At 71.6% G+C, this 17,590-nt stretch carries 14 protein-coding genes; 1 reads left to right on the top strand and 13 read right to left on the bottom strand.

Annotated elements, in window-relative coordinates; all coding sequences use genetic code 11:
- Positions 1-39 precede the first annotated feature (39 nt).
- The 5 genes from VGW35_11385 to VGW35_11365 form a co-directional block, all read right to left on the bottom strand.
- Positions 40-1,461 (bottom strand): dihydrolipoamide acetyltransferase family protein, encoded by a 1,422-nt coding sequence (locus VGW35_11385; protein ID HEV8308261.1) that lies wholly within the window; start codon positions 1,459-1,461, stop codon positions 40-42.
- A gap of 126 nt (positions 1,462-1,587) precedes the next feature.
- Complete coding sequence (locus VGW35_11380; protein ID HEV8308260.1) at positions 1,588-2,598, bottom strand: alpha-ketoacid dehydrogenase subunit beta; 1,011 nt, start codon at positions 2,596-2,598, stop codon at positions 1,588-1,590.
- Entirely contained in the window at positions 2,588-3,559 is a 972-nt protein-coding gene (locus VGW35_11375) for a thiamine pyrophosphate-dependent dehydrogenase E1 component subunit alpha (GenBank protein ID HEV8308259.1), read from the bottom strand. Before VGW35_11375 ends, VGW35_11380 begins: the two co-directional genes overlap by 11 nt.
- A gap of 116 nt (positions 3,560-3,675) precedes the next feature.
- Positions 3,676-6,036: a malate synthase gene (locus VGW35_11370; GenBank protein HEV8308258.1), complete on the bottom strand. Its 2,361-nt coding sequence runs from the start codon at positions 6,034-6,036 to the stop codon at positions 3,676-3,678.
- A gap of 209 nt (positions 6,037-6,245) precedes the next feature.
- The gene (locus VGW35_11365) at positions 6,246-7,214 is read right to left on the bottom strand and encodes an isocitrate lyase/PEP mutase family protein (GenBank protein HEV8308257.1); all 969 of its coding nucleotides are present in this window, start codon (positions 7,212-7,214) and stop codon (positions 6,246-6,248) included.
- A gap of 435 nt (positions 7,215-7,649) precedes the next feature.
- Between VGW35_11365 and VGW35_11360 the strand changes: the two genes are divergently transcribed.
- Positions 7,650-8,594: a LysR substrate-binding domain-containing protein gene (locus tag VGW35_11360; protein HEV8308256.1), complete on the top strand. Its 945-nt coding sequence runs from the start codon at positions 7,650-7,652 to the stop codon at positions 8,592-8,594.
- Positions 8,595-8,603: 9 nt separating this feature from the next.
- Here the strand turns inward: VGW35_11360 and phnE are convergent, their stop codons facing one another.
- The 8 genes from phnE to VGW35_11320 form a co-directional block, all read right to left on the bottom strand.
- Positions 8,604-9,350 (bottom strand): phosphonate ABC transporter, permease protein PhnE, encoded by a 747-nt coding sequence (gene phnE / locus VGW35_11355; protein HEV8308255.1) that lies wholly within the window; start codon positions 9,348-9,350, stop codon positions 8,604-8,606.
- Positions 9,347-10,093, bottom strand: a complete 747-nt coding sequence (gene phnC, locus VGW35_11350) for a phosphonate ABC transporter ATP-binding protein (GenBank protein ID HEV8308254.1) — start codon at positions 10,091-10,093, stop codon at positions 9,347-9,349. The genes phnE and phnC overlap by 4 nt, the downstream gene beginning before the upstream one ends.
- A gap of 58 nt (positions 10,094-10,151) precedes the next feature.
- The gene (locus tag VGW35_11345) at positions 10,152-11,039 is read right to left on the bottom strand and encodes a phosphate/phosphite/phosphonate ABC transporter substrate-binding protein (GenBank protein HEV8308253.1); all 888 of its coding nucleotides are present in this window, start codon (positions 11,037-11,039) and stop codon (positions 10,152-10,154) included.
- A gap of 301 nt (positions 11,040-11,340) precedes the next feature.
- Positions 11,341-14,445 (bottom strand): error-prone DNA polymerase, encoded by a 3,105-nt coding sequence (locus VGW35_11340; protein ID HEV8308252.1) that lies wholly within the window; start codon positions 14,443-14,445, stop codon positions 11,341-11,343.
- A 272-nt stretch (positions 14,446-14,717) separates the two neighbouring features.
- Positions 14,718-14,840, bottom strand: coding sequence for a hypothetical protein (locus VGW35_11335; GenBank protein ID HEV8308251.1), 123 nt, complete (start codon positions 14,838-14,840; stop codon positions 14,718-14,720).
- Complete coding sequence (locus VGW35_11330) at positions 14,837-15,382, bottom strand: ORF6N domain-containing protein (GenBank protein ID HEV8308250.1); 546 nt, start codon at positions 15,380-15,382, stop codon at positions 14,837-14,839. The genes VGW35_11335 and VGW35_11330 overlap by 4 nt, the downstream gene beginning before the upstream one ends.
- A gap of 18 nt (positions 15,383-15,400) precedes the next feature.
- Positions 15,401-16,870, bottom strand: a complete 1,470-nt coding sequence (locus tag VGW35_11325; GenBank protein ID HEV8308249.1) for a DNA polymerase Y family protein — start codon at positions 16,868-16,870, stop codon at positions 15,401-15,403.
- Positions 16,867-17,590 (bottom strand): hypothetical protein (locus tag VGW35_11320; GenBank protein ID HEV8308248.1); only part of this gene is annotated, 724 nt, incomplete at its 5' end. The genes VGW35_11325 and VGW35_11320, both read right to left, overlap by 4 nt.

The following is a 17,590-nucleotide window of genomic DNA, read 5'->3' as shown; positions in this document are numbered from 1 at the left end:
GGGGCCGGAAATCCCCCGCCCGGCCGGGACCGTCGCCGGTCAGATCAAGAGCGCCAGCGGATGCTCGAGATCGGCTCGGAGATGCTGAAGGAACTGGACGGCCGTGGCGCCGTCCACGATGCGGTGGTCGTAGGAGAGACAGAGGTACATGAGCTCCCGCGGCACGATCTGGCCGTCGCGGACGGCCGGCTGCGTGCGGATCGCCTGGACGCCCAGGATGGCTGCCTGAGGCTGGTGGATGATCGGGGTCGAGAGGACCCCGCCGAAGACCCCCGGGTTGGTCACGCTGAACGTCCCCCCGCCCAGCTCCTCGGGTCGGAGCCTCCGCACCCGGGCCCGCTCCACGAGGTCGTGGATCGCCCGCGCCAGCTCCCGCACCGAGAGTCGGTCGGCGTGCCGGAGGACCGGGACCAGGAGCCCTTCCGGGGCGGCCACCGCCACGCCGATGTGGTAGTAGCGGCGGACCAGGATGCGCTCGCCCTCCAGCGAGCTGTTGAGCATGGGAAAGGCCCGGAGCCCGGCCAGCAGCGCCCGCACGATGAACGGCAGATAGGTGAGCGGGGCCCCCACCTCGCTCTCGAAGCGGGCCTTGTAATACGCGCGGAAGCGGACCAGCTCGGTCACGTCGACCTCGGCCACCGTGGTGACGTGCGGCGCCGTGCGCACCGAGGCGACCATGTGCTCGGCGATCGCCTTGCGAAGGCCCTCCAGCGGGACGACCTCGACCGGCTCGTCCTCGGTCGCGCCCGACGGCCGGGCTTCCGCCGGGGCCGGCCGGGCCGGCCCCGCCGGCGCTGGTCGCGGCTCGGGCCCGACACGGGCGCGGCTGTCCGGCGGCGGCCGCTCGGGCGCGGCGGCACGCGCCTGGCGGCGTTCGAGATGGGCCAGCAGGTCCTGCTTCGTCACGCGCCCCCCGAGCCCGCTGCCCTCGACCCGCTCCAGGTCGGCCAGCGTCAGCTCGTGCTGCTCCATGAGCTTGGCCACGACCGGGCTGATCACCCGCCGCCCGGTCGGGGCCGGCTCGCCCTCGTCCGGCGTCGCGTGCGGTGGTCGCGCGGCCTCGGCCGGCCGGGCCGGGACGGGTCGCGGCGCGGGCGCGGCCGGGCGGGCGGGGGCGGCGGCCGCGGGCTCAGCGGCCTCGGGCTCAGCGGCCTCGGGCGCGGCGGGCCGCCGGGCGGCCGGCGCCGGCCGCGGCGGCTCGGCCGTTCGGACCTCCGCCGCGCCCGCCGGCTCGATCACCGCCAGCTCGGCGCCGACCGCGGCGGTCGCGCCCTCGGGCACGAGGATCTTGGCCAGCACGCCGTCGGTGGGCGCCGGGATCTCGACGTCGGCCTTGTCCGTCTCGACTTCCGCGATGGTCTCGTTCTTCTGCACGGCCTGGCCTTCGCGGCGGACCCACCGGAGCACCTTGCCCTCCACGATGGACTCGCCCATGTGCGGCATGAGGACGGTCGTGGCCACTGCGGCCTCAGTTCAGCTTGGGGCGGGAGCGCCTGCTGCCGCTTCCCCCCAACCCCCCCCACCAGCCGCCCGCTGCTTCCCGTCGTCCTCGCACGGCCACGTCCCGCATCGGCTCCTCCACGGCTCTCAATACGCCGCCAGCTTCCGCAGGGCGGCGAAGATCTTCTCCGTGTTGGGCAGGACGTACTCCTCGAGCGGCGGGCTGAAGGGCGCCAGGTGGACGTCGGGCGTCGTGACGCGCACGATCGGCCCATCGAGGTCCTCGAACGCCTCCTCGGCGACGAACGCCGCGACCTCGGCCCCGACGCCGCACGTCCGCGACGCCTCGTGGACGATGGCGACCTTGGAGGTCTTGCGGACCGACGTCAGGATGGCCTCCCGGTCGAGCGGGGCCAGCGTCCGGAGATCGAGGACCTCGGCCTCCACGCTCTCGGCGTCGGCCAGCCGGGCCGCCGCCTCGAGGCACGGGTGCACCATCGCGCCGTAGGTCACCACGGTGAGGGCGTCGCCGGGGCGCTTGATGTCGGCGACGCCGAGGGGCACCACGGTCTCGGCGTCGCCGACGGGGCCCTTGATCCGTCGGTAGAGCCCCTTGTGCTCGAAGTAGAGGACCGGGTTGTCGTCGCGGATCGCCGCCTTGAGGAGACCCTTGGCGTCGTAGGGCGTCGCCGGCGCGACGACCTTGAGCCCCGGACGGTGGACGAACCAGGCCTCTGGCTGCTGCGAGTGGTAGAGCCCGCCGTGGACGCCGGCCCCGCACGGGCAGCGGATGACGATCGGCACCGTCTGCCGGCCGCCGTAGCGGTAGCGCAGCGTGGCCGCCTGGTTGACCACCTGGTCGAACCCGCACGCGATGAAGTCGCCGAACTGCATCTCGGCGACGGGCCGGAAGCCGATCAGGGCGGCCCCGGTCGCCACCCCGACGATGCACGACTCGGAGATGGGCGTATCGAGGGTGCGGGCCTCGCCGAACCGCTCCACGAAGCCCTTGGTGATCTGGAAGGCGCCGCCGTAGGCGCCGATGTCTTCGCCGAGGCAGAAGACCGCCTCGTCCCGCTCCATCTCCTCCCACAGGGCCTGGCGGATGGCCTCGAGATAGGTCACCTCGTCGGTAGAGCGGCCGGCCTCAGGGGGCATAGATGTCCTCGAGTGCCTCCGGCCCCTCGGGCCAGGGGCTCGACTCGGCGAACGCGACGGCCTCGTCGATCTCGCGCTCCACGCGGGCCGTCATCTCATCCCGGCTCGCGTCGTTCAGGAGCCGCTTCTCGGTGAGATAGCGCTCGAACTGGGGGATCGGGTCGCGGGCCTTCCACTCCAGGAGCTCCTCCTCGGTCCGGTACGACGCCTTGTCGTGCTCGGAGTGGCCGTGCCACCGAAAGGTCTTGCACTCGATCAGGGTCGGGCCCTCGCCGGCCCGCGCCCGCGCGATGGCCCGCTGGGTGGCGGCGTAGACGCGGAGGAGGTCGTTGCCATACACGTCGACGCCCGGGAAGCCGTACGCCTGAGCGCGCACCGAGACCTCGGGGATGGCGAAAGCCTTCTCGAACGGCGTGGAGTAGGCGTAGAGGTTGTTCTCGCAGACGAAGACGATCCCGAGCCGCTGGATGGCGGCGAAGTTCATCGCCTCGTGCACGTCGCCGTAGTTCGCGGCGCCCTCGCCGAAGTAGGCGACCACGACGTGGTCCTGGCTGCGCAGCTTGAAACCATAGGCGAGGCCGCACGCCACCGGCAGATTCGAGCCGAGCATCGACGTGTTGCCATAGACGCCGAGCGAGGTATCACCCGAGTGGAGGTAGGAGTCCTTGCCGCGCGAGAGCCCGTCGCGCTTGCCGAAGACCTGGGCCATGAGGACGCCCGGCGGCACCCCTTTGACGAGCAAGGCGCCCAGGTCGCGGTGAAGCGGGCTGATGAAGTCCTCGCGGCGCAGCCCGTAGGCGCTGCCGACGGTGATCGCTTCCTGGCCGATCCCCGAGTAGATGCCCCCCAGGATCTTCCCCTGCCGGTGGAGCAGGGAGAGCCGCTCCTCGAAGGCCCGGGAAAGGCGGAGGGCGTGATACATCTCCTGAAGCTGGTCGTCGCTGAGCTTGGGCGCCCGCATAAGAGACTTCCCCTCCCAGCATACGCCCGGCCAGATAGCCCTGCCATGTCCAGAGCGCGGGGGCGCGTCGGGGTTGCCCGGGGGTGCGCGGGCTTGACGACGACGGGATGCCCACCTCACGTTCTGGCGGAGGCCAAGGTCTCTGATCTCACCGCCGGGCGCTCGTCTCCTTCGATGCCCGGAAAGATGTCATAGATATAGTCGTGAGCGCCCAGCGCGATCGTGTTCAGGGTGCCGGCGTGAATGCGCTTGACGATCTCCTCGCGGGAGAGGTCGAAGATCGCCTCGAGGATCTGCGCGCGCTCCGGCTCGTTCGCCTGCCCCACGACGAAGAGCACGCGGGCGCTGTGCTGGATGTAGCGGGGCGACGAGAGCTGCCGCTTCAAGAGCTCCATGATGAGGGGCGCCTTGGCGCGGTCGAAGCGGCCGGGATCGCCGCGGTGGTCCAGCTCGGCGAAGAATGCCGCCGTCCATTCGTTGTGGTAGTCCCACAGCTTCTCGAACAGCTCCTTGGTGAAGCGGGTCCCGGCCTTGACCTGGAAAGCGTTCACCGCCGGCACGACCCCATCCTCGGTCAGCGCGGGCCGTTTGAGGGAGCCGGCCTTGGTGATGGCGGCCTCGTGATGCACGAGGCTCCACAGCCAGGACACATCGATCCGGTAAGTGGCGAGGTCATTCATGAACCGCAGGAACAGCTCGTAGTCGTCGATGGCGGCCGCGAAGTTCCCATTGAGAATCTGGAAGCCATAGTTCGCCGCCATGTAGAACGCGTGTTGAATGTGCTCGATGGTGATCTCACCCTTCGGCACCCCGTAGATGCTGTCCCACAGTTCTGGCGTGAAGAGGTTCTCCGGCGTGCTGAACATGTCCTTGGTGATGACCCAGGGCGTGATCGCGCCCTTCGGGTTCAACAAGCCGCGGGACTGCAGCAGGAGCCGCTCCGCGTCAACCAGCCCACTGGCCACCGTCGGCACCGGGTGGCCTTTCACGTCCACCGTCTCTGGCGACGCATCGAGGATCCCCTGGAGCTCCGCCACGGGAGCCCGCAACGGGGCATTGCCAGCGGCGACGTAAGTCGGTTCCGGGCTGGCGACCCAGCTCTGCCGATAGGCATCATACAGCCGACCCTTCACTCGGCCGGCCAAGATGTCCTCGAGGGTGGGGGGCTGACCGGCGGGCAGCGGCTCCTCGGGCATGAACACGAGACCCAACAGGCGCTCGCGCAGCTTGTCGATGACCATCGCCCGCAGGGCCAGGGGGTTGTACTTCGAGCGGCCATAGGGGTCGGTGGGTGGGTAGATCATGACTGCCGCCATCCCGCCGATGGGGGCCCCGTGGCTGAGCTCGCCGCTCTTCATGCCGGCCATGAGCATCACCAGCGCGTTATACCGCTGATACGCGATCATGTTCGGGGAGGCCATGCCGATCGACTGCGGATCCGGAAAGACGCCGTGCGGGTCGTCCTTCCACATCTCGATGAGACTGGCCAGGTAGTCCCAGCGGCCGACGTTCGTCCCGAGGAGCCGGCGCCGCAAGACCCAGGCGATCGCCGGCAAGAACCGGCCCGCATTCCCCTCCTCGTAGAGGACTTTGATCTTGATGGTGCCGGGCTGGACACCGATCATGCCTTCCAGCCGCGCCAGGAGCTTCTCCACGACGAGGGCTTCCCGGGGGGTCTGGATCTTCGGGATGTAGAAATACACGCCGGTGCCAGCCTGGGTGAGAGACCCATAGTTGTTGAGGGCCCAGAGGAGGGTGATGGGAATCACCCCGGGCACCGGGTGGCCGTCGACCCGAACGTGGTCGTACCGCACGTGGATGCCGGGAGGCCGCGCAAACCGGGTCGGCCACTGCGCCGGGGACGTTTTGATCGTGTACGCGCGCGCTTGGCCTTTCTTCACCACCTCGTAGGGGCGGCCGGCCCAGCGGCCCTCGAAAATCTCTTTGGCGTTCTGCATGGCTGCGAAGATCCCCACCGGCTGATTCGTGGGTGTGCCATCGGGCTGAAAATGGGGCGGGGAGGCGTCCTCGAAGTCCGGCATGTTCATGGGCGCCGGGCTGTTCAACGCGTTGAAGGCCATGTCCAGCGGATGCCACGGCCCGGTCAGCTCCAGGCCGGGATTCGTCAACGGGTGGGCGCCCGGCGGGATGGGCACCTCGTCGTTGAGCCGCCAGCGCCACTCGCTGTCCCGACCGAGAGCGTTGTCGATCAGGCCCTGGACGATCTGGCGAAACGTCCAGAACCGCCCCGTGACGGGATCCTCGAACGTGTCGTCCCACTTGGGCCAGGCATATTTCTCGCGGACCGGCGCGGGGGACTGCAGGAGCGCCCGGCGCGCGGTGAGGGCCGCGGCGATCTCGGGACCGAGCTCTCCGGTGAGTGTGGCAATCGCCTGTTCGACGTTGACTTCTCGGCCGTTCACCGTCTTGGTCCCGAAGAGCTCGGGGAACTTCTGGAGAATGTCCTCGCGGATCATCGCCTCGGCCTCCTCAGCTCGTTCCTAACGGGCCTACCTGCGGAAGGGGATTACGGTCAGCCGTCGCGGGACGGCGTCTTAGCCGGATCGGGAACCGCCATCCTCAGCATACGCCGGACCGGCGCCTGGGAGGAAGCCCAGGCGCCGCTGGCGCAGGCGACGGCACCGGGGGCCTCAGGGGGTTCCCCGAGGCTTCCCCCGAAAATGACCTAGTGCCCGCCCTCGCCGAAGCCGGCGGACGCCTGGTGGCGGTCGGCGGCCCCCGGCACGAAGCGGCGCTCGATCTCCTGGAAGTGCGCGACCCGGGCCATGACGTGGTGGCTCTCGGTCGGGTGCCCGCTCTTCAACTTCTCGAGCGACCACTGGGCGGCCTCCTGGTTCTTGACCAGGTCCTCCATGGCGTTCCAGACGCCATACATCGCCGCGTGGGCACCGAACAGCGTGATGAAGATGAACTTATAGCCGAGCTCGCCCAACTCCCGGAACGTCAGGGGAGCGGGGTCCGCGTGCCACTTGAACGAGGAGGAGTAGTTGAACGCCAGCGGCAGATCGGGATGACTCTTCCGCATGGCCTCGGCGAAGACCTCGGCCGGCCGGCGCTCCGACTTCGAGAGCTCGCACCAGACGAGATCCACCCCCACGTCGGCGTACGCGCGACTCCGCGCGATCGCCTCTTCCATGCTCCCGCCGACCGCCCCGTAGGCATCGGTCCGCGCGATCAGCACGAAGTCGCGATCCAGGCGATCACGCTCGGCCACCGCGGCCCGGAACTTCCCGATCGCCTCCGGGCGCGACACGACCGTCTTCCCGGCGATGTGCCCGCAGCGTTTCGGGTACTGCTGGTCCTCCAGATGGATGCCGGCCACACCCGTCTTCACGAACTCGGCGACGGTTCGCATGGTGTTGAGCGCCGATCCGTAGCCATCGTCGGCGTCGGCGATGATCGGGATGGCGACGGCGCTGGCGATCATCGAGGCCGTCCGGGTCATCTCGGTCATCGTGAGGAACCCCATGTCCGGCCACCCGTTCAGCATGGCCACCGAGTAGCCGCTCATGTAGATCGCCTTCATCCCGACCCGTTCGGCGATCTGCGCGTCGAGCGGTGAGTAGATGCCGCCGGTGAACACGTGCGGCTCCTCCCGCAGGAGCTCGCGGAACGCCTTGCCCTTGCTCTCCATGGATCCCGTCTCCCTTCGGCGCGGACCAGTTGAATGGACCCCGGACCGTTCCCGCGTTCGGGCGCGCCACCTCAGGCCGAGTTGCCGTCAGGCGGCGGCCTCCGCTCCGCGGCCGGGCTCCCGGCACGCCACGCACGTCGGCGCGATCTCGTCGAGTTCGGCGCACGCCGGGCAGCAGGGACGTCGGCATCGGGCGCACGTCCAGCTCTCGTAGGCGTGTCGCAGGGGATCACCGCACCAGCATCGCTCGTTCATGGAGGACCTCCTGGCCGGGTCCGCTCCGGGCGGCACCCGGGCTTCTATTAGCACTGTGCCGGTGAATGGGGGTGACGGGCAAGATGATTGTCTTTATCGAAGCGATCAGGAAATCTGATCGGCAAATTTTGCGCGGTCGGCGGCCGGTCCGTATAATGGGCCCGGGCCACGAGTCGCGCCGTGGAGATCGATCAGGTCGAAACCTTCCTGGCCGTGGGGACGTTCGGCGGCTTCCGCCGGGCGGCGACCGCGCTCCGGATCAGTCAGCCGGCCGTGAGCGCCCGGATCCGGGCGCTGGAGACGTCGCTGGGCGTCTCACTCTTCGAGCGCACCCGCGGCGGGCTCGGTCTGTCCCCGGCCGGGCGCGCGCTCCGGCCGCACGCCGAGCAGCTCTTGCACGCCGTCGCGCTGGCCCGCCAGGCCGTCCACGAGCTGCGGCCGGCCAGCGGCGGCGCGCTCCAGATCGGCGCCGCCCTTTCCATCTGCACGTACCTCCTGCCGGCGGTGCTCAAGCGGTTCCAGGCCGCGCACCCGAGCGTGATGATGACGGTCCGATCCGGCCACTCCAAGGAGGTGCTGGAGATGGTCCTCCACGGCGAGGTGGAGATCGGCCTGGCCCGGTCGCTCCAGCATCCCGCCGTCGAAACGCTGAGCCTGGGCGACGATCCACTCGTCCTGGTGCAGGATCGGGCGCATCGCCTCGTGCGCGGGCGGCGCGCGCGTCTGGAAGAGGTGGCGGATCGACCGCTCATCTTCTTCGACCGGGGTTCGAGCGATTGGACCCTGACCCACGGGCTGTTCCGCCGGGCCGGCCTCGTCCCCAACGTCGTCCTCGAAGTGGAGACGATCGAGACCGCGAAGAAGATGGTCGAGCGGGGGCTCGGGCTGGCTTTCCTCCCCCACCTGGCGGTCGCCCAGGAGATCCGCCGGGCGACGTTGGTGGCGGTCGAGATCGCGGGCGCCGAGCCGCTGAGTCGGAGCCTCGACGTGATCCACCCCCGCCACCGGACCCTGAGCGTGGAAGCGCTCGCCTTCCTCCAGGCCCTGCGAGCGGCGGTGCGCGAGGTGGCGGCCCCGTCGCGCCGCCGCCGGCGGGCGCCCGTGCTCGCGCGGACCGCTGGGTAGCCGGGCCCGTCAGACCAGCCGGGCTCGCAGCCGCGAGCTCGCGAAGTCGACCACCATCACCATGACGACGGTGACCAGGAGCACCGTCGAGGCCGCCGGATAGTCGATCATCCGGAGGTAGGTCTGGAGGTAGAACCCGATCCCGCCCGCCCCCACGAATCCCAGCACGGTGGCCGCGCGGATGTTCGACTCGAGCCGGTAGAGGACGTACGAGAGGAAGAGCGGCAGGACCTGGGGGAGCACGGCGAAGCGGAGCACCTGGAGGCGGCTGGCCCCGGTCGCGGTGATGGCGTCCACCGGGCCGGGATCGATGCCTTCGATGGTCTCCGAGTAGAGCTTGGCGAGCGACGTGGTGGTGTATGCGACGACCGCCAGGACCCCGGGAAAGGGGCCGAGCCCCACCGCGGCCACGAAGAGCAGGGCGTAGACCAGGGTGTCGATGCTGCGGAAGAAGTTCAGCGCCGCCCGGGCCGGATAGAAGGCGGACGGCGGCGCCACATTGCGCGCCGACAGGAACCCGAGCGGCACGGCGAGGGCGGCTGCCACCGCCGTGCCAAGGAGCGCGATCTCCAGCGTCCGCCACGCGCCCTCCAGCGCGGGCACCAGAACCGAAAAGTCCGGCGGCAGCGACCGCCGCACGAAGTCCGCCATCCAGGGCATCCCGCGCACGAAGCGGATCGGGTCCGCCCCGGTGTCCCAGGCCAGGGCGACCAGGACCGCCGCCCCGGCCAGGATCGACGCCTGCCACCGGCTCACTCCGGAGACTCCTCGCCGTAGATCGCCTCCACGACGCCCGGAGTCACCTTCGCCGGGGGTCCGTCGAAGCAGATCCGCCCTGCCCGGAAGCCGACGATGCGGGTGCCGAACTCGAGGGCCGTCGCGAGCTGGTGCTGGCTGACGACGAGCGTGAGGCGACGCTCCCGGTTGATCCGCTGGAGGATCCCCATGATGCTGCCGGTGAGCTGCGGATCGAGGCTCGCCGTCGGCTCGTCGCCCAGGATCACCCCCGGAGCCTGGGCCAGTGCGCGGGCGATGGCCACCCGCTGCTGCTCGCCGCCCGAGAGCGAGTCCGCCCGGCGGTCCGCCAGGTCGGCCAGGCCGACCTGGGCCAGGCATTCGAGGGCCATGGCCCGGTCGCGGGCCGGGAAGCGACCGAGGAGGCTCGGACCGACCGGGACGTACCCGAGCCGACCGGCCAGGACGTTGGTGAGGACGGAGGCGCGGCGGATCAGGTTGAACTGCTGGAAGATCATCCCGATCTGGCGGCGAACGCGGCGCAGCTCGGCCGGCTCGGCGCCGGTCACCGCCTGACCGGCCACCCGGATGACGCCGGCGGTGGGCTCGACCAGGCGGTTGATCGAGCGCAGGAAGGTGGTCTTGCCGGCGCCGCTCCGGCCGATGATCATGACGAACTCACCGGGCGCCACCGACACGTCCACGCCATAGAGCGCGAGGGTGTCCGGAGGGAGGACGACGCGGAGGCCCTCGACCTCGATCATCGACGAGGCGGGGCCCGGCGGAGGACGACTGGGGGCGACGGGTATCGGTCGCGAGCCTTCAGCGCTTCGGGCGCCAGCCGACCAGATCCATCGCCGCCCGCACCGGCTCGTACACGCGGTCGTCGACCGGCTCGAAGCCGTCGATGTCGTAGAGCTTCTTCAGGAGCGGCTCGTACTCCGCTCCGCGCATCGCCACGAGCGACGCCCGCACCTTGGCGACGACGGCCGGATCCAGGCCGTCCCGCGCGCAGATGCCGCCCTCCGGGATGGGATCGGTCTCGGCCACCCAGCTGAGGCGCTCGCGCTCCGCCGGGTCCTTCAGGTACTGCTCGCGGGCCTGGTCGAACGAGGCCAGCGCATCCACGTGGCCCTTGAGGAGCGCCTGGAGGCCGGCGTCGTGGGAGCCCGAGAACACGGCCTCCTTGAAGAAGCTCTTCGGGTCACGGTTCTGGACCAGGCCCCGCTTGATCAGGAGGAGCATCGGCCAGACGTATCCCGACGTGCTGGCGGGGTCCACGAAGGCGATCGTCTTGCCCCGGAGCTCCTCGAGCGACTTGAGCCCCGATTCCTTCCGGACGTAGATGCGCGACCGGTAGGAGGTGTTGCCATGCCAGCGGTCCTGCGCGACGATCATCGCCTTGGCTTCCCGGTTGGCCAGCACGTAGCCGGCCGGGTGCACGAACGCGAGGTCTGCCGTCTTGTTGCGGAGCGCCTCGACGACCGCCGCGTAGTCCGAGGCGACCGTCACCCGGACCGGGATGCCGACCAGCTTGGCGAGGGCCGCGCCGAATTCCTCGCCGGCCGCCAGGAGGTCGGTCGGCTTCTGGGACGGCGTCAGCACGAGGTGGAGCGACTTCGGGGCCTGCGCCCCGGCGGGCGGCGCCGACGTCACGAGCCCGCCGAGCATCGCCAGGGCCAGGAGGGCGACGAGCACGCGCCTGGTCATCGGAGTCCTCCTCCGTGCCACGAAAAACGCCGCGCCGCGGCTCGCGGTACGGCGCCCTGGGGCCTCCCGCGAGCCTCGAGCGTCAGTCTACCCGGCGCCCCTCCGAGACGTCAATGCCGCCGCGGGGCCGCCGAGGGACCGGGATCACGCCGGGCGCGCAGCGCGCGCCAGGAGTCTGTCGGAGTAATCCGGCGCCGACCACCGAGCGCGCGGTTCATCGAGGAGTGCTCCGAGCGACGGCTTTGCCGCCGCCACGCCGGGGGGGCATCGGGGGGGTCTTCCGAGCCCCCCCCGAAATGACCTAGTGAAAGTCGTGGGAGGGAACGGCGGCCGGGAATGGGGGAAGCGGCCGCACGGCGGTCGCCCGGACGGACGTGACGCCCTCCTGGTGCTGCAGCATCCCTTCGACCAGCAGGAAGGCTTCGTGGACGATCGCCGCGCGGTCCCGCTCGAAGATCGCGGGACGGACGATTGCGTTGGCGATCCCCGTCTCGTCCTCGAGCGAGAGGAAGACGAAGCCCTTGGCGGTGCCCGGGCGTTGGCGGACGATGACGCCTCCCGCGATGCGGACCGGCTCGCCGTCGGGGACTCCGGCCAGGCCGGCAGCCGCGGTCACCCCGAGGCGCCGGAGCTCGGCGCGGCGGAGCGCCATCGGATGCGGCCCGACCGTGAGGCCAGTGCCGCGGTAGTCCGCCACGACGCGCTCCTCGACCGTCATCTCCGCGAGCGGCGAGGGGTCCGGAGCCGGCCGGTGGCCCACCCACAGCGGCCCCGGCGGCCGGGCGGCCCGCTCGGCCTCCCACAGCGCCCCCCGCCGCGTGAGCCCGAGACACTCGAGGGCGCCGATGTCGGCGAGCCGGGTGAGCTCGTCCCGGGCGAGCGTGCTCCGCGCGACGACGTCGTCCACGGAATCGAAGGCCCGCTCGCGGCGCGCGGCCACCAGCCGGCGGCCGGCTGCTTCGCGCAGGCCCTTGACCGTCATGAGCCCGAGCCGCACCGCCCCGTCCTCCACCGTCGACAGCCAGTCCGAGCGCGTGGCGTCGACCGGGCGGACTTCCTGGCCATGACGCTGGGCGTCCTTCACGAGCGTGGCCGGGTGATAGAAGCCCATCGGCTGGTTGTTCAGGAGCGCGGCGTAGAACTGAGCCGGGTAGTGCACCTTGAGGTAGGCGCTCGCGTAGGCGAGGAGCGCGAAGCTGGCGGCGTGACTCTCAGGGAAGCCATATTCGGCGAACGAGGTGATGGACCGCACGATCTCCTCGGCCGCCTCCCCGGTGATCCCGTTCCGCGCGATCCCGGTCCGGAGCTTCGCCTCCACCGCCTTCATCCGGGCCTCCGAGCGCCGGAAGCCCAGCGCCCGGCGCAGCTCCTCGGCCTCGCCACCGGTGAAGCCGGCGGCCACCATGGCCATCCGGAGGAGCTGCTCCTGGAAGAGCGGCACGCCGAGGGTGCGCTTCAAGATCGGCTCGAGCGAGGGGTGCGGATAGCTGACCGGAGCCCGTCCCGCCCGGCGGGCCAGGTAGGGGTGGACCATGTCGCCCACGATCGGACCCGGCCGGATGATGGCCACCTCGACCACGAGGTCGTAGAAGCGCTCGGGCCGGAGCCGCGGGAGCGTCGCCATCTGGGCTCGGCTCTCGACCTGGAAGACGCCGACCGTGTCGGCCGCCTGGAGCGCCGCGTAGACGGGCGGATCGTCCGGCGGGAGGTGGGCAAGGTCGACCTCGTGCCCGGCCTCGCGGCAGAGCACCAGCGCGTCCTCGAGGACCGCCATCATCCCGAGCCCGAGGAGGTCCACCTTCACGATCCCCATATCGGCGCAGTCGTCCTTGTCCCACTGGACGACCACCCGGCCCGGCATGGTGGCGGTCTCGAGCGGCACGACCTCGTCGAGACGCCCGGCGCAGAGCACCATGCCCCCCGAGTGCTGGCCGAGGTGTCGCGGCAGCCCCTGGACCGCCGCCCACACCTCCGCGAAGCGCCGGACCCGTGGATGGGCGGGGTCGAGTCCCACCCGCGCGAGATGGCGGGCCGGGGTGTCGGCCGGATCCTGGTACTCCCAGTCGCTCACGTGCTTCGAGAGCCGGTCGAGGATCTCGAGCGGGAAGCCGAGCACCTTGCCGACCTCCCGGGCCGCCCGGCGAGGGCGGTAGGTGATGACGTTGGCCGTCATCCCGGCGCCCGTCTGCCCGTAGCGCTGGTAGACGTACTGGATCACCGCCTCGCGGCGGTCCCCGGAAGGCAGATCGAGGTCGATGTCGGGCCACTCGTGACGCTCCTCGGAGAGGAAGCGCTCGAAGAGGAGGTCCATCCCGACCGGGTCGACCGCGGTGATGCCCAGGCTGTAGCACACGGCGCTGTTCGCCGCCGAGCCTCGGCCCTGCACGAGGATGCCCCGCGCCCGGCACTCGCGGACGATGTCCCAGACGATCAGGAAGTAGCCCGCCAGGTCGAGCTTCTCGATGAGATCGAGCTCCCGATCGAGCTGACGCCGGACGCGCTCGCCGACCCGCCGGTAGCGCTCGCGCGCCCCGGTCTCCGACAGCGCCCGGAGGTAGGCGATCGGCGAGCCTCCGTCCGGGACCGGGAAGTCCGGGAAGCGATAGCCGAGATCCTTCAGCGTGAAGGCGCACCGGGCGGCCAGCTCGGCGGTCTCGGCCAGCGCGTCCGGCCGATCGGCGAAGAGCCGGGCCATCTCGGACGGCGGCTTGAGCCACCGCTCGACGTTCGGCTCGAGGCGGCGTCCGGCGGCGTCCAGCGTCGTCCGGTAGCGGAGGGCGGTGAAGACGTCGAGGACCACGCGCTCGCCCGGCATCGCGTACCGCACGCCGTTGGTCGCCACGCAGGGGGGGCGCCGGTCGCGGGCCAACTCACCGAGGCGGCGCGTCCGGAGCTCGCTCTCGCGCGTCCCGTGTCGCTGGAGCTCCACGTACACCTGCTCGCGGCCGAACAGCCGGGCGAGCCGCTCGAGAGTGCCCCGGGCGGCGTCGCGGCGGCCCGCCAGGAGGTCGGCGGCCAGCGGGCCGTCGGCGCCGCCGGTCAGGCAGACGAGCCCCGCAGTCTCCCCCTCGAGGTCGTCGAGCGTGGCCCGGGCCTTCCCCTTCGCGGCCCGCAGCTTCACGCGCGTCAGCAGGCGGCACAGCCGCCGGTAGCCCTCCGGGGTCTCCACCAGGACCGGCAACCGGGCGCCGCCGGTGAGGGTGAGCTCGGCGCCCACCAGCGCGCGGAGCCCCAGCTCGGACGCCGCCCGATAGAAGCGCGGCGCGCCGTAGATGCCGTCGGCATCGAGCAGCGCGAGGGCCGGGTACCCCAGCCCCGCCGCCTGCTCGGCGAGCCGCTCGGGCGAGGCGGCGGCCTCGAGGAAGCTGAAGGCGCTCTGGGCGTGGAGCTCGACGTAGGGCGTCATGCGAGGCTCCGTTCGGGGGCCCGCCCGCGCCGGGCCTCGCCTGACGCCGTATGAATCCCCGCACGCCTCGTCTTCTGCAGTCGACATCTTGGCCCGAGTACCATCCGGGTCGCGCGCGTTCCAGTGCGCGAGTTCCTCCTTTCTTGCCGGCGGTTGCTTACCCTCCCTTTGCCACTTCGAGCCCCCGCGCGTCCTCGCCACCTGTTGACTTGCATGAGCCGTACCCGGCCTCCGACGTTCCTGGGGAAAAGAGAAATTGGTGGGCTATGCCTCTAAGGCGCCAGCGTTCGCTGCCCGCATCCCCGCGCGAATCGCGGCCCTCGCACCCGGTCCCACGCGGGGACGTAGGCCGTCATCAGGCTCCGGAACAGCTTGCCGTGGTCGGGCACGGTCATCCGCGATCCTCAACGCGAAAGCCGATCCGTCGCTTCTCGGCCGGAGTCGGTGGCTCCATCAACTGCCGGATGGCATCGAACACCGCCTTGAATTGAGCGTCGTATCTTCTCTCCAGCCCGTCTAGTTTCCGGCGAAGCTCGGCGATCGTGCCGGCCATGGCGCGAAGCCGAACGAATGCGCGCATGATCTCGATGTTGACGAGCACGGCGCGCCGGCTCCGAAGGACGCTGGAGAGCATGGCCACACCCTGCTCGGTAAACACATGGGGGAGGTAGCGGCGCCCGCCCCAGCCACCCGAGGTGCCAGATTGTGGCCGCAGACTCGAGGTGCCATTCTGGTACCTCAAGTCTGCGGCCTCCTCCGGCGTCAGCTGGAACATGAAGTCCTGTGGAAACCGCTCGCGATTCCGCTTTACCGCCCGGTTCAGGGCCTTCGTCTCGACGCCGTAGAGCTGGGCCAGATCGCTGTCCAGCATCACCTTCTGGCCGCGGACTACCAGGATCCTCGGCTCGATCTGATCCGCCCGAACCAGCGTGGTCATGCCGGCCGCGGTACTGACTCAGTCATAGACGGCGTCCACAGTCCAGCCACCGGTCGCGCGGTCGAGGACGAGGCGGTAGACGGCGCCGTTCGGCAGCGCGACGTCCCACTCCTCGCGCGACCACGCGGTGTCTGTCCACCACTCGCCCACAGTCCGCCAGGGGCCTGCGCAGGCGACCACCGGCCCCTCGAGGCCGGTCGCCGCAACGCGACGCGGCTGGTTGTCGCGTACCGCGACGGCCGCGGGGAGCGGCGGAGTGAAGCGGCGGCAGGCGAGACTGGCCCGCGTGGCGGGGGGCGGGGATTCGGCGGTGCCCCCGAATGGCGTCAGGCCGATCGCCGTGGGCCGGTGGGTGTCGCCGAGCACGGGCGCGCCCACCCGGTCCCGCCCGACGAGGGCGCAGAGCTGCCCGAGCGTCTGTGCCAGCTCGTGGGGACTCGGGCGCTTGGGCTCGAAGAGATCGGGCTGAACGGCGCAGAGCGGCGCCGTCTCGGCCTCGAGGGCGAGCGCGACGATCGGGGCCGGGAGTGTCCACCCTTCGAGGTCGGCGCGCAGGAGGGCGAGGAGTGTCCGCAGCTCGCGGACCGGGGCGACGAGCCCGAGCCGCCGCGTCTCCACCCCCGCGTTCGCCAGTCCCGCGGTCAGGATCAGCGCGGTCGCGCCGAGCTCGCGCAGAGCCAGCCGAGCCACCAGCCGCTCGAGGAGGCGCCGGAGCACGAAGACGAGGGCCTCGAAGGCGACGACCTCCCACTCGAGGGCGAGAGCCTCGACGCACGGCTCGGGGGCCGCATGGGCGACGAACGGCGCCTCGTCGGCGCCGCGAGCGAGGGCCTGGAGCCGTGTCCCCGGCAGCCCGAGTCGGGCGAGCAGCGCCGCCGTCGGCAGCCGCGCCAGCTGGCCGAGGGTGCGGATCCCCCACCGCTCGAGGCACTCCCCCAGATCCGGCGACGGCGCCAGCAGGTCCACCGAGAGCGGGGACAGGAACGCCGGCTCACCGTGCCGGGGGACGACGGTGACGCCGGAGGTGGCGCGCGCGGCCAGGGCGGCGGCCGTTCGGGTCCCCGCGATGGCGACGCGCGCCGGCAGGTCGAGGTCGGCGGCCATACGCGCCAGTCGCGCGCCGAGCCGCGCCTCGGTCCCGAAGAGATGGGTGACTCCGGCGAGATCGAGGTGGACTCGATCGGGCGCGGCCCGCTCCACGCGGGGCGAGGTCGCGAGCGCCACGTCGAGGAGCGCCGCCGCCGCCGAGCGCTCGGCCGCGTCATCCCGGTCGCGGCAGACGAGCCCGGGGGCGCGCGCGGCCGCCTCGCCCGCGCTCATCCCCGGCCGCACGCCGCACGCCCACGCTTCGGGGGTGACGTCGAGCACGCTCCGGGTGGCCGGGGTCCCCGTCATGGCCGCGACCGGCTGGCCGCGGAGCCGCGGGTCGCTCCGGACGAGCGCCACGGCGGCGAAGCGCGGAACCCAGAGGCACGCGTACCCGGTCACGCCGCCACGTGCCACGTCACGCGGACCAGAGCGCCGGGGGCGCGCTCGCGCGAGCGGACGAGCCGCGCCTCGGTGGCGAGCTCGGTCAGGAGCCCGGGGCCGCCTCGCTCCCAGCGCGGGCGCGCCGGCGCCAGGGCGACGGCGACCGCCGCCAGGCTGCCCGCGACGCGCCGGGACCCGGAGACGACGAGCGCCGCCGGCGTCCCCTCCACCGCCCGCTGGAGGCGCACGATCGCGACCGCGGGCACGCGGGCGAGGGTCCCCGGCGGGAGGTCGCCCAGGTCCACCACCACCACGTCGAATCCGCCGCCGCGCACGATGACGTCGGCCGCCTGCACCGCCCGCCGGATCGATCCGCCGCACTGGACCCAGAGGAGCCGGTCGAGCCCCACCCCTCGCGCCTCGGCCGAGGCGGGATCGAAGCCGTCGGTCGCGTCCACGAGCGCCGCCAGCGCGCCGCGGGCCGTCGCGCCCCCCACGGTGGCGAGGAGCAGGCTCGTGCGTCCGGAGCCGCGCGGCCCGACGACCTCCGCGATCCGACTCCGCGGGAAGCCGCCTCCGAGCAGCGCATCGAGGGGGGGGAGGCCGGTGGCGGCCGGCTCGGCGCGGGCCGGCAGGCATCCCGGACGGACCAGGAAGGGGACGACGGCGGGAAGGGCGCGAAGCCCGGCTGGATCGGGTTGGGGCACGAGACTCATGTCCGGGGTGTCGCCTCGGCCG

This window comes from Candidatus Methylomirabilota bacterium, assembly GCA_036005065.1.
Classification (GTDB): domain Bacteria; phylum Methylomirabilota; class Methylomirabilia; order Rokubacteriales; family DASRDR01; genus DASYQW01.
This window is presented reverse-complemented; position numbering and strand designations above follow the sequence as displayed.

Coding starts and splice junctions, on each gene's coding strand:
- VGW35_11345 (HEV8308253.1), bottom strand. CDS start 11,039: ATGACCAGGCGCGTGCTCGTCGCCCTCCTGGCCCTGGCGATGCTCGGC.
- VGW35_11375 (HEV8308259.1), bottom strand. CDS start 3,559: ATGCGGGCGCCCAAGCTCAGCGACGACCAGCTTCAGGAGATGTATCAC.
- VGW35_11330 (HEV8308250.1), bottom strand. CDS start 15,382: ATGACCACGCTGGTTCGGGCGGATCAGATCGAGCCGAGGATCCTGGTA.
- VGW35_11335 (HEV8308251.1), bottom strand. CDS start 14,840: ATGACCGTGCCCGACCACGGCAAGCTGTTCCGGAGCCTGATGACGGCC.
- phnC (HEV8308254.1), bottom strand. CDS start 10,093: ATGATCGAGGTCGAGGGCCTCCGCGTCGTCCTCCCTCCGGACACCCTC.
- VGW35_11380 (HEV8308260.1), bottom strand. CDS start 2,598: ATGCCCCCTGAGGCCGGCCGCTCTACCGACGAGGTGACCTATCTCGAG.
- VGW35_11370 (HEV8308258.1), bottom strand. CDS start 6,036: ATGATCCGCGAGGACATTCTCCAGAAGTTCCCCGAGCTCTTCGGGACC.
- VGW35_11365 (HEV8308257.1), bottom strand. CDS start 7,214: ATGGAGAGCAAGGGCAAGGCGTTCCGCGAGCTCCTGCGGGAGGAGCCG.
- VGW35_11340 (HEV8308252.1), bottom strand. CDS start 14,445: ATGACGCCCTACGTCGAGCTCCACGCCCAGAGCGCCTTCAGCTTCCTC.